The organism is Gordonia hankookensis (assembly GCF_014673215.1).
Lineage (GTDB): Bacteria > Actinomycetota > Actinomycetes > Mycobacteriales > Mycobacteriaceae > Gordonia > Gordonia hankookensis.
Genome location: NZ_JACWMS010000002.1, coordinates 1348638 through 1361181, shown reverse-complemented (window position 1 = coordinate 1361181; position 12544 = coordinate 1348638). Strand labels below are relative to the sequence as shown.

The window sequence follows — 12544 nt, the reverse complement described above, 5'->3', positions numbered from 1 at the left end:
AGTCCGCTGCGGGGAACGACCATCGGCCCGCACCCACACCACTGACCAAAAGAGACCGATAGTTGTGAAGCTCTACTACCACGCAGACTACGTCGCCGCCAGGCACGGATTCGATACCACGCGCAAGTCCGGCTGGATCGCCGACTCACTGGCCGCCGATCCGATCGAGGGTGTCGAGGTCACTGCACCGACGCCGCTGGCCATGCGCGACCTCACCCGTGTCCACGACCCCAAGTATGTGTCAGCAGTGCGGACGGGCACCCCTGACTGGCTCGCCGAGTCGCAGGGATTCGACTGGGACCCCTCGCTGTGGCGGATGGTGCTGTCGTCCAACAGCGGGGTACTCGCCGCTGCTCGCAGCGCCTTGAACGAGGGCGTGGCCGGCTCGCTGTCCTCTGGGCTGCACCACGCGCGCCACGACGAGGGCGCAGGATTCTGTACCTTCAACGGCCTGGTAATCGCAGCGAAGAAGCTGCTGTACGAGGGCAAAGTTAGCTCGGTGCTGATCCTCGACTTCGACGCACACTGTGGCGGCGGGACTGCCCAGCTCATCATCGGCGATGAGCGAATCGCGCAGGTCGACGTGTCGGTCAGCCCGTTCGATCGCTACCCGGGGCATGGCAACTCGACGCTGTCGCTGGTGGACAACGCCGACGACTATCTGAAGGCCATCAAGGATGCCCTGGCCCAGGCCCATGCCGCAGCGTTCGATTTGTGTCTATATAACGCGGGGATGGACCCCCACGAGGGTTGTGTCCCGGGCGGTCTGGACGGCATCACCGCCGACGTGCTCGCCCATCGGGAGCGCATGGTGTTCGACTGGCGCCGAGAGTCGGCTCTGCCGACGGCGTTCGTGCTCGCAGGCGGGTACATCAGCAGCAAGCTTGATGAGGGTGACCTCGTGGAACTGCACCGGCTTACCATCGACGTCGCTGCCAAAACGTCAACACCAACTAACGACACGGACGACGGTCCTAACTGATCACCCGAGGCCTCGACACCCAGGGGCCGCATCATCAACATCGAGTGCGGTGGCCCAACAGCGAGGAACGCACGGCCACCTGAAGTGGCGACCCATGCGTTGTTCGTGGGCTTTACAGGCAGGTAAGGCATGTTTAGTCGCGTAACCTCGAGCCTCAGGATCGCCGCTCAATCACAGCGACCGTGGGGAGACACGTATGGCAGATGTCGGATTGCGGATGCTCGGCAACCTCTACAGCCAGTTGATGATCGACGACGCATGGTGCGTCCGTCGCGAGCGCGGGTTCACGTGGTGGTCATACCGACTGGCTCAACACATCGAGGTGAGCCACCCTTTCCAGTCGCACGGTGTGGAGGTGTGCACGGTCAGGATCTGGACCGAGACGGTCGGCGATGTCGACCCGAGAACGAGTCCAGCCATCGTCATCGCACCGTTCAACATGCACGCAACCTCGGATGCGCTGGTGTGGAGCCCCAACACGTCGATGATCTCGCGCTGCAGCTCGGCGGTCGTCCACGACGAAACCATTGGCTGGATGAGCAAGATTCTGGCAACGGCAGCCGTGGTACAGAACGCGGGCGCGCACAACCAGGCCCACGACCTGGCTCGGGCTTGCGGCGGCCAACCGGCAGCGTCGAATCATCCATCGAACGGGAGGAGGGACGAGCGTGACGACATCCTCAATATGTCCTCTCATGTCCTCGTCCCGGAAGGCGGCTATCCGTCAAGATTTACAGGGCCAGGCATGGCAAACGCGAGCGATTTCCTGGTTCAGATGAACTTTCTCGGTTCCGCAGACGCCACTGGACTGACCTGCGAGGTGCCTTTCACAAGGAACGAACCGATGGCGGTGACGTCAATGGCGGGCGGCGATCAGCTACATACTTCGTTGGTTCAGATATTCACCGACGTCGCCCACCCTGAGGCCGGAAACGGACTATTCACCCTTATGAAACTTCCGGTCAGCCCCAACCCGCAGGACATCCCATCAATAGCGAACGCGCTCAACGCTGCGGAAGCCGGCGGCCAGTCGCTGTCCCACCTCTTGGGAGCGTGGTGTCCAGATCCAACATCCGACAGGACCCTGGCATTCTGTTCATTTGTCCCCAACATGTTGTCGCATCTGGTGCGCGTGGAAAACATCGTCTGGGATCAGAGTGTGCGATCTCAGTTCGCTCGTTCATGGTTCGGCTCGAACGCAAACTGACACCGGATCGAGGTAGGTACGGCAAGAGCGGCCATCCGACACGGGTAGCCGACGAACTCTACATTCACGAGCCGTGGGAACGTCTCTAGAGCCCCAGATGTATCCGAATGGGTAGGACGCGGTGCGCGCCGCTGACCGGACAAGATTCGACCAGGTCGACTGCCACCACGTGATCACACGGCTAAACCACTGGCTCCCAGCGCCATCCGCAGGTTGACTCTCTGTTACCGACGCATGCGAGGAGGGACCATTGCCATCCACGCAGTGCAAATACTGCGACTTGACCGAAACGCATTCCGAGTTCACGAGCCTGGCCGTCAGTCAGTCCGAAGACCGCGCGGCTGTCTTCGCTATGCGAGCCGTCCAGGCTACTGCCGACCGCGGGTACGTGCGACACGCTCATCCCCCCGCAACTCGCGATCCAGAAGCTTCATCCGCGAGACGTTGTCGCTGTCCCCTGGGTCGGAATCGGGTTGTACCGCGGTCACAACATGCAAAGGCCTGAGCGACGGTTGCCCCGTCGTCGAGTTCGACGGCCAGACAGTCCCGGAACCGTCAGTCAGCTCGATTAACACCTTCGTATTCAGGTAGTGCTGCCACAACTCGTCATTCGCCGCGTACCGCGCGAGCTCCCTAGCATCCGGCCAAGAGAACTCCAGGTGCTCGAACATGGAACTTGCCACTCTCCATCCGAAATACGCCTTCACGCACAGACTGAGCGCAGACCGATGGGGTCACAAAGTCCACCGGGTCGGTCCCGAAGACGACCGAGGTCATCTTGGTCGCGGAAAATTGCGGACGTCCCCGCGTAGGCTACCGCAAAGTTCGACCGCGATGAGGAATAGTGCCCGCATTGCCGGCCAGGTCCGTGGAAGGCGCAGCATCGGCCATGGCGCATTCAGTCGAACACCACCTGGTTCCCGCGGACACTTCGCACCGATCAAACCACGACAGCACTGTCGGCCCAGTCCGATATGGTGTCGGCAGTTCAACTTTGCAAGCGACGAGAGTGAAAGTATGACGCTGGCCTGGAAATGGGACCCGCAGAGCGCAACATACGGGAACTACGGAAATGCCAATCAATGGACCGTTAATGCCGGTATGAGCTCGCTGGCCCGTGAGAGCACGCAGAACTCGAACGACGCCCGGACGGAGGCCACGCCGGCCCTCGACTTCACATTTCACCTACTCAGCGGAAAGCACCGCGAGGACTTCCTCAAAGTCATTGGTTGGGGGGATCAGCTCGCGCCGCATCTGCGGGCTATGTCAGAGGAATCGGCCGGGGCTGTGGCGGCAGGCAACATTCGCACGGGTCTCGAAAAGCTCAGGGACTCCGATTCGATCATTCTGCTGTCGGTCTCCGACTACGGTTGCCGCGGGCTCACCGGACCCGAGTTCTCCAACATCGACACTGCCGAGTTCGGCAACTTCATCAAGCTGTGCAGGCTCGACCTGTTCAGTGGCAAAGACAAGGCAGCAGGCGGGAGCTTCGGGCTGGGCAAGGCGGTGTACTGGCGGTTCTCCAGCATTCAGACCGTGCTGTTCAACTCGGTCCTTGCCGATGTGGACGCTGTCGACGGGAACACGCGAAACCGGTTGTTCGGCGTGAACCAAGGTGTCGCCCATCGGCTCAATGGCTCGTCCTACCAGGGACGTGGATACTTCGGCATCCAGAAGGCCGAGGGCGACGTCGCCTCGACATGGGCGACCGATCAGCAGACCCTTGATCTTCATCTCCAACGCACCGATCCTCGACCTGGGACCACCGCTCTACTGGTCGGCTTTCAGGACCCAGACGATCCGGAGAAGGGCGGCCGCGGCATCGAAGGTGTGAAGGACATGGCCACCGAACTGCGCGCCGGCGTCGAGGAGAGTTTCTGGCCGCTGCTCGCTCGCGGAAGAATGGACGTCTCCATCACGGTCAAGGAGAACGGCCGAGCGGTGTCCGATGTGGAGATCGACCCCGAGGAAACCTACACCGAATTGGTCCGTGCGCTGAGGCGATTCGACGCCGGCGACCTCGATGACGAATTGTCCGAGCCCTATTCGGTGATCGCGCGAAAGATCCCGATCCAGGTGCCTGCGCGCAAGTCGGACCCGCGACATCCCAAGTTCGTGCACAACGCACAGCTGGTTGTCACGCTCTCCGATGAACAGAAGGACACCCTGGAGAACAAGGTGTGCCTGTTCCGGAAACCGGAGATGATCGTCGAGACCATCGACAAGACCTTCGAGAACCACACATACCACGGCTTTCTGCTGGTCGGAGGCGCCGTCAGTCCAAACGACGATGATCCGGACGATCAACTGGCCGACGACTTCCTGAGATACTCCGAACCGCCGGCCCATGACCGGTGGATTCCGCGGGGCGGGCGAAGCAAGACCTCGCAATCGAGCTTGAACGCGCACTATGTGCCTCCGTGGCTTCCGAACCTGCGACGGATCGAAGAGCAGATCAACGCAGCGCTCTTCGACATCTTCGGCGCCGCTCCACCGACTGATGGCAAGCCGCCTGAGTCGGTGTTCAGGCATCTCCGATTCCTATCGGGTGAACCTGGCAAGGGCGCCGCGGCAACGGGCCGCGCGGCCAAACCAACGGTGTCGATAACATCGTGGGAGGTCAAGGACGGACTATGGAACCTGACCTTTCAGATCAAGGCACGCAATCGGAGCGAAGGCTGGCGGATCGCGCCGGCGTTGATGTTCGTCGGTCTCGATGGCAGGAACGTCGAGGTCGCATGGTCGAGCCTCGCATCGGCTGATGCCAAGGTCGACGACGGCGTCGTGGTGATCCCTGGCAAGGATCGCGGCCGATTCGTCTCCGCGACGATCACCGGTGTATCAACCGGCTCCCTCCCGATCCCCGCCGAGGAGGCCACCGTCGATGTCGAGGTGCGCGACCTGATCAACCTTGGTCAGGAGGCAGCGAAATGAGTCCTGTCGTCGCGTGGCCCACATACAAGGGCCAGTGGACCTCAGATCTGCTCGACGTTGTCACGGACTCCGACGCGGCCGTCGAACCCGACAGAGAAAAGTACCGGCTTAACCTCGAGCAACTGGGCTGGCGCACTGTCACCTTCACGCTGAACGTGTCCCCGACCGAGCCCGCGCCGGCCGGGATCGATGCGCGCCATGGATACGCGTTGATCACCTGTCGCGGCACCAATACCCGCATCCCTTTTCGCCTGATCCCGGATGTGAGCAACCCGGATCAGCTCTCCGGGCTGATCACCCTCAACCGCGACGTCCTCGAGGGCTCGGCCACACTGTCCACCGAGATCACAGCTCAGGTCGACGGTCGGACCCGAGTAGTCGCCAGAGCGATCCCCTGGACCATCGTGCTGCGAGAGTTCGACGCTCCGACAAAGGCCGGAGAACCTCCGATCAGTCAGGTCTGGGTCGACTTCAACGCAGCTGATGCACCCGCGGTTGCACGTAAGAACACCCGCGCGCTCGCGGCGCTGGATGCGGCGCCGGACAAGCCTGTCCTCTACCTGAACGCGGGAGTCCCCGGCCTACAGATGATCCTCACAGCAGAGAATGCGAAACTCGAGCGCCGACGGCTTCGAGACATCCTCGGATCGCAGATTGCCCGCTATACGGTCTCGACGCTCTTCCGGCTCGCCGCCGCCGAGGTCGTGGCGGATGGTGACGAAGACCCGATCGGCCCGTCGGATCCGTTGCTACGAAGCACGTGTGAGAAGGTGGCCGGCGCCATACCTCACTTCACCTCCGTGGACGAGCTGTACGCAGCGCTGGCACGGAGTACGTCCCGAACAGATCTCGCGGATCTTTGGGCAGATATCGACGCGGCGATCGATGCCCTCACCGACGCATCCTCCACTGCCTCCTCCGCGACATCGGAGGTGCAGTATGTCTGAGATAGTCTGGCGGCTCACAGGTTCCATGGATTCGCGCGAGCGACTGCGCATGTTCGACGACTACGATTGGGAGCTTCATTCCGAGCCGCTCACGCGCGCAGGCGGCTCCGGGGCAATCCCCCTCGACTGCATGATCTCACTCATGGGCGAGTTCAACCGGCGCAAGAACACCTGGGGCGATCGTTCGGCAAGTGATCGATGGCTGGCACCCCGACTCCATCACGCGCTGCGACTGAGTCGCGCAGAAGCCGCCGACCCGGACCTGTGGGCATGGCTGGGCATCCGCTTCCTCGACTACGTGGAATGGCGGTGGTCGGGTAAGAACGACACCGCGGAGAATCGCTTCCGCGGCCCCGTCCATAAGCAGGCATTCGCACGACTCTGGTGGGGAGCCGAGCTGTTCCGGAACGGGTCGGACTATCGATCCGTGGAGAAGGCCTTCATCTTTCAGGACCTTCCGAACAGCTATCTGCACCGGCCGATTGTTCGTTGTCGCTCGCTTGCTCTGGCCGTGCTCGAACTCATCGCAGTAGACGATGCGTCGGGCGCCGGCCGGCCGAAGTCGGCCGACGACATCAACGACCTCGCCCGGGTGCTGAACCTTGCCACCGCGGGTGCGCCACCCGAGACCGAGACCGATTTCCAGCAGGACGATTTCGTCGGCTATCAACGGTGGGTCTTCCAGATCCCTGACATCCCCGAGAGCTGGGACGCGCTCCCCGCCGGCCCTGGATGCGTGGACACGAGCACCACATCGATCAGCGGCGGAACCACCATCGCGGATCGCGCTTGGTCCTATGCCCACGCCGCGGCCGCGAGTGCGGGCGCTCGCTCTGCCGAGCGTCGTAGGATCGGCGCACAGGCGGCGCCAGACTGACCCGTCACCGCCTACGCGATCTTGACGGCCCCGCCGGCTACCATCTCTCTCATGGTGTTGGGATCGGGTGACTCCGAGGGCAAGCCGCGGATTGTCGACCTCTTCGCCGGCCCGGGTGGCCTCGATGTGGGGGCAGCATGGCTGGGGATCCCCTCCGAGGGCATCGAGCTCGACGACAATGCCTGCGCGACGCGCGACGCCGCGGGTCTGGAGACGAGACAGGGGGACGTCCGGGAGTTCGGCCCAGAGGACTTCCCTGACGCGACCGTTCTCACCGGCGGTCCGCCGTGTCAAACGTTCACGGTGGCGGGAAGCGGATCCGGGCGTAGGGCGCTGGATGACGTAGTAACACTTGTGGACCGGATGGCGAACGGTGAGGACGCCGCTGACAGTCTGAGTGTGTTTGAAGACGAGCGGACCAGCCTCGTGCTCGAGCCGATGCGCTGGATCCTTGAGGCGCTGCGCCAAGACAGCCCGTACGAGGCCATCGTCCTCGAGCAGGTGCCGCAGGTCCTACCCGTCTGGGCCGCGTACCACAAGGTCCTCGAAAGATTCGGCTACGGCGTCGATCACGGCATCGTTCGCACAGAGGAGTTCGGTGTTCCACAAACGCGACGCCGAGCTGTACTGATAGCAAGGCTCGATGACGAAGAACTTACAATACCGGCCCCCACTCACCACGCGTTTCGGCGAGGGCAACCGCAACAATCCACCCGCAAGCTCGAGCCGTGGGTCTCTATGGCAGATGCACTCGATCGCACCGTACCGTTCACGGTCATCTCGAATTATGGCAGTGGCGGCGATCCCCGCAAGCGAGGTCGACGGCAGTCGGACGAGCCTGCCGCGACAGTCACGGGCAAGATCATGCGCAACCGACTCGAACTCGCGAACAACGACTTCGGGCGCTTCACCCTGCAGGAGGCGGGGAGGCTTCAGACCTTTCCGCGTGACTACCCTTGGGCAGGAGCCGATATCGCACAACAGATCGGCAACGCCATTCCGCCTCGCCTGTCGGTTCATGTTCTCGCGGCCGCATTGAATCTGTTGATCGACCTCGAGGAACTGGACAGGTCAGTGTGCGCTCCGTGGGAGTCTTCGAGAGAGGGCGGCGTCGTCATCCCCATCACCGACCCCTCCGCTGAGCTTCTGGAGCTCGTGAACTGAATCTCTGTGACCTGCCGGCAGACCTCAGTTCGTCGAGCTTCGCGCAGATGACGTCGGCGACCTCGTTCGGGTCTTCATGCTCCCAGAAGCGCAGGACATGCCAGTCCCGGTCAGAAAGATCTGCGTCAGTTCGTCTGTCTCGTCGCACATTGTTGTCCAGCTTCTCAGCCCACCACTCGGCGTTCGCTCGTGGGCGTGTTGCGTGTTCGGGGCATCCGTGCCAGAAGCAGCCATCGATGAAGACGATGAGCTTGAGGCCGCGCCATACGATGTCTCCCTTGGCACGCAGATCAGACTCTGGCTTCACGTCAACCCTGAACCTCACACTCCGGGCGTGGAGCCTGCGGCGCACGCGCAACTCGGCCGCGGTATCGCGACGTCGCTGTTCGCTCATACGTGACCGAACGCTCTCGGAGGACGCCGGAGGACGATAGCTCACCGGCTCACACCCGCCAAGTTGCCGAGTCGACCGCTACACCTCACCATTCAGACCTCTGGCGGGTCCACCGCCACCTCTTCCGGTCGCGTCGTGTTCACGACAGTCCATCGGATCAGATCCTTGCGCGGTACAGAGGCCGATGGCACTGCCAGCGAGATCAATCCCACCACCTCGTCGCGGTTCACTGGGATCGTGTGATCGTCGTCTTCGCGATCCGGAACGAGATACACAAGTACGACGCCACGTTTCGTCGATGCCCCAATTGGACCAGCATCGTCGCCGTGTGCAATCGTTCGCGCAGCAGCTCGATGCTTTCGGTCCGATCCGATGAAGTCGATGCGGTTGACGCGCCGCTTGCGCTTCACCACCGGCACATCACCGCCGAGCTCCGGGACATTGACGGTACGCCCTTTGGTCTTGGGCTGCGGCCAGACGACCGCCCAATCCACGATCTCATTCCTCTCCGCGGCCTTCTGCATGAACGCTCGGACGATTCGCACGGTTTCGCCGTACTCTTCATGCCACGCCAACCGGCCGAACAACTGCAAGAACTCGTCCGACGAGACGACTCCGACCATGGCCGGCTGAGTCGAGTTCGTTCCATCCAACGCGTACGGAAGGTCGACGGGTTGTGTGGCGTGCTGCAAGATCGGCACGATGACATTCTCGAAATTCTCACGGTTCTGATAACTCCCGAGCTCAGGCAGTCCGTAGAGGTCCTGCACATCGGTCGGCGCCTTGTCAGCAATCACGGCATTCCACATCTTATTTCGCGCCGTGGGTTTCAACCAGGGCAAGTGTTGGCTCACCAGCGGCGGGATCTGCCGGGGTTCGAGCAGCGGCATTTCTTGTTCGTCGAATCCTTCGTACTGCCGCAGCTCAGCACGGAAAGCTTCCTCATCCAGGAGGAGTGCTTCGAACGCCTCGTACAGGTCCACATCGTGGTCCCGGCGAATATAGAGTCGGGCGAGGTCCTTGTACCCAGGCCGAAAACCGAACCACCGGCCCGCCTGCATCAACGTGTCCGCCTGTCCGGCCTTGCGTCGGAAGTACGAGACAGTCAGACCTTCTACCGTGAACCCACGGCTGAGCTGGGTACCACCGACCAGAATTCTCCATACCTTTTGGGCTTCGAAGTCAAGTTTCTTCTGCTGTGCTTGAATCTCTTTGTCGGAGTTCAGGATCAGAACGGGATCACCATCGTGAGTCATCTCCGCGAGCGCTGTCGTCACATATGGTTTCAGTTCATCAAAGGACTTCGGGATCGGGGCGCCCTCCGCACGCGCAGACATCACCGGAAGAAAGTCGTCCGAGAAAAGTCTCTCGAGTCGACCAAGGCCCTTCGAGGTGTTAAAACCCGCTCTTCGCCAAAGGAATCGAACATCTGCTGCGGTCTCGGCGTGATCGTTGGTCTTCACGGACTCGTGGACCAGCATCGTATGATGCCGGAAGGTGAGCGACGAAGAGTCTTCGCGATATTTCTTGATCGCACCCGACAGAACCCACGCGTCGAGTGCTTCCAGCAGCTCTTTGTCTCGCTGGTCGGGGTCAAATGCCGCGTCGCCGACCAGTTTACGAATGTACGCAAGTTCGTTGCAGTTCGATACCGACTTGATCTCGTCGTCCCAGCGTTTCCCGACATCATGAAACTCCTGCACCCCCATATATCCGGGTGGTCGATGAAGCGACAGAACAAAATCGGCCGGGAACAGATCCCGCTCGTCATCTGGGTCGACGAACACATTCGCAAACGGCGTTGCTGTGTAGCCGACATACTGCGCGCGCGGACAAAGCTCCAGTATCTCGGTGATGAGGCGGTTTATCGTGGTCCTCTTCTTTTCTTCGCTCGACTCTTTCTTCCATTTTTTCGGATTGGTTGTGTCCACTGAAGCTTGATCTGACTCGTCATCGATGATGAGAACGGGAAGTTCGGCCAGATCCTTCTTCAACGGCTTCAGATCCTTGATCAGACCCTCGAGAGGAGCTCGGTTCTTCTTGATGACTGCAACGTATGCTCCAGAGTGGAATAGATTCTCCTCGTCGTTGAGCGGCTTTTGCTTGTTCTTGCGCGCGAATCTGAGCTTTGTCATCGCCATCGGGAGACGTTTGTAATCGTTGTGATGACTGGTGACCCGCGATATCTCAACAACTCCTGGCAGGTCAAGCGCCTCACCATGCTTGACGAAGTTACCGCTCAACCAGTCGTCGTCTTGCTGATAGTCGAGTTCCTTTAGCACCGCGGGATCGGTTGGATCCTGCCCGGCCAGGATGTTCTCCACGCCCATCAGTTCCATGTCCATCCGGCGTTGTGTCTGCGACCGCAAGATGTCGATCGTGCCAGTCAGAACGATGACGAGCCGGTAGCCGACGTCGATCGCTTTAGCCGCGACGCCCGTGAAGTTGGCTGTCTTTCCGCTTTGCACATAGCCCACGACTATGCCTTTGGTCTGCTTGGCTTCCGACCGGGTCGGGCGGCTCAAACGCTCGATTACCTGCGTCGTCGATTCGTCGAGCGACGTGATTGACGACGCAGGCCACTTCTTCACATTTTGCAGATAATCCTCGTAGTCATCCCAGTACACACTCGACCTCTTCTTACGTTCCTCGGCGTACCAAGGTTCGAAGACCTTCGAGATCACTGTCGAGTGTTCCTCGAACACGCCGACCCGCTGGGTCAGAGCGGCTGCGAGATCCTCAGAGAGATCGAGTGCACCGTAGAGTGCGATCCGCCTCGCCTGTGTGCGAGGAACGGTCGGCCCTTTTTCTGCATCCTCGAAGTCGGACAAGTTGTCCCACCCCGCCAGTGCCATCCGGATCTGGGTCAGCGCAGGTTCGTTCTCGCCTGTTGTGCGGATGAAGTGAATGAGCTCGGCGTCGGTGACGGACGCATCTGCCATCAAATTCAACAACGGTAACAGCGGCTTCGGCCGCTGCTTCTTGAGCGCATCGAACACATAGGCCAACGAGTCAGCCCATTCCGGTCGTTGGTCATTCACTCCGGGGATTCCTCCTTGGTGACAAACCCGTTGAGTCTTTCGGGTAGCGAACAGCTGGGAAGAGTTGTGAGGTCGACCATGTACGAGACATCAACCACCAGTGCCGAGTTGGGGACCACGCGCGCGACCGCGTCCGGCGTGAGGGCCGGGAAGTCAACGCCTACGGGGAACGCCATCGGGACCGTGCGCAGCCGCCAGCTCGTCGGATAGAGTTCGGCGTCCTCGTCCAGCCACCCCGATGATTCGAGTCGATGGTCGAGTGCCACGGCATGCCCGCCCGCTGCCGTTCGCACAGCCGCGACGAGCTGCGGTAACGTCCGCCCAGCTGTTGCCGTTACGCGTGTCAGTTGGACAGACAACAGGGACAGTGCCGTGTCGCCTACCGGCACCAGCTGCCCGAGTCCGTTGATCACGTGACGCCGTCTCTCCGTACTGGTCGTTTTGACCTCGATGTGCACGTCGTCGAACACAAAGTCGTGCTCCTCAGAGATCGGCCCCATCCAAGCATCGACTGCCGGACCGGCACCTATCGCGTGAATCAAGAAGTCCAGGAACAAGAGCTCTCCGAAGAGTCCGATCTCGCGATTCACATCGAGAGCACCGCGGGCGGCCACCACGTCACGATGGCGGGTCACCGCTGTGTCAACTGCCACTGCGAGCGGAGCGTGATTTACCTGTATTTCGTCGGCGATGGTTGCGAGAAGTCCATACGCCCCGTGAATGTTTCCTTCGACATTGACACTGATCGCTGCCAGTTCATCGTTATCCACCGTCCATGCGTCAAAGCTCAAGTTCATGAGCCTGGCAGTGTCCGGCTCAGGTCGCTGGTACGTGGTGACCAGCGTGATGACGTGATTCCGCGCATTCAATTGCAGACTACATGGTGGTTCACCAGCGATGGGTATCTCGATCGGAGCCTCGTTGGACCACAGAGACTCCAGAGTCGCCATGGTCAGGTGTCGGCCGTCCTGCGGTGTCATGGACATTGCCCTTGCCCT

10 protein-coding genes are annotated in these 12544 nt (G+C 61.1%); 6 read left to right on the top strand and 4 right to left on the bottom strand.

What is annotated here, in order from left to right:
- Positions 1-64 precede the first annotated feature (64 nt).
- Complete coding sequence (locus tag IDF66_RS13415) at positions 65-982, top strand: arginase family protein (protein ID WP_190267203.1); 918 nt, start codon at positions 65-67, stop codon at positions 980-982.
- Positions 983-1178: 196 nt separating this feature from the next.
- Complete coding sequence (locus tag IDF66_RS13410; RefSeq protein WP_190267202.1) at positions 1179-2189, top strand: hypothetical protein; 1011 nt, start codon at positions 1179-1181, stop codon at positions 2187-2189.
- Positions 2190-2370: 181 nt separating this feature from the next.
- Here the strand turns inward: IDF66_RS13410 and IDF66_RS24135 are convergent, their stop codons facing one another.
- Positions 2371-2592 (bottom strand): DUF3293 domain-containing protein, encoded by a 222-nt coding sequence (locus IDF66_RS24135; RefSeq protein ID WP_223309445.1) that lies wholly within the window; start codon positions 2590-2592, stop codon positions 2371-2373.
- 614 nt (positions 2593-3206) lie between these two features.
- Here IDF66_RS24135 and IDF66_RS13400 point away from each other — a divergent pair.
- From IDF66_RS13400 to IDF66_RS13385, 4 genes are read left to right on the top strand one after another with little or no spacing between them, the layout of a single operon-like run.
- Entirely contained in the window at positions 3207-5123 is a 1917-nt protein-coding gene (locus IDF66_RS13400; RefSeq protein WP_190267200.1) for a hypothetical protein, read from the top strand.
- Positions 5120-6070 carry a hypothetical protein gene (locus IDF66_RS13395; RefSeq protein WP_190267199.1) on the top strand — a complete coding sequence of 317 codons (951 nt, stop codon included), beginning with the start codon at positions 5120-5122 and terminating at the stop codon, positions 6068-6070. Before IDF66_RS13400 ends, IDF66_RS13395 begins: the two co-directional genes overlap by 4 nt.
- Entirely contained in the window at positions 6063-6947 is an 885-nt protein-coding gene (locus tag IDF66_RS13390; protein ID WP_190267198.1) for a DUF6339 family protein, read from the top strand. The genes IDF66_RS13395 and IDF66_RS13390 overlap by 8 nt, the downstream gene beginning before the upstream one ends.
- A gap of 51 nt (positions 6948-6998) precedes the next feature.
- Positions 6999-8111, top strand: a complete 1113-nt coding sequence (locus tag IDF66_RS13385; protein WP_190267197.1) for a DNA cytosine methyltransferase — start codon at positions 6999-7001, stop codon at positions 8109-8111.
- On the opposite strand, the gene IDF66_RS13380 is transcribed toward IDF66_RS13385, so the two are convergent.
- Genes IDF66_RS13380 through IDF66_RS13370 form a run of 3 tightly spaced genes read right to left on the bottom strand, consistent with a single transcriptional unit; the run spans position 8071 to position 12532 of the window.
- Complete coding sequence (locus IDF66_RS13380) at positions 8071-8550, bottom strand: very short patch repair endonuclease (RefSeq protein ID WP_190267196.1); 480 nt, start codon at positions 8548-8550, stop codon at positions 8071-8073. The two genes, IDF66_RS13385 and IDF66_RS13380, sit on opposite strands and share 41 nt — an antisense overlap.
- Positions 8551-8597: 47 nt before the next feature.
- Positions 8598-11546: a Z1 domain-containing protein gene (locus IDF66_RS13375; protein ID WP_317628686.1), complete on the bottom strand. Its 2949-nt coding sequence runs from the start codon at positions 11544-11546 to the stop codon at positions 8598-8600.
- Entirely contained in the window at positions 11543-12532 is a 990-nt protein-coding gene (locus IDF66_RS13370; protein ID WP_223309443.1) for a PD-(D/E)XK motif protein, read from the bottom strand. The genes IDF66_RS13375 and IDF66_RS13370 overlap by 4 nt, the downstream gene beginning before the upstream one ends.
- Positions 12533-12544 lie beyond the last annotated feature (12 nt).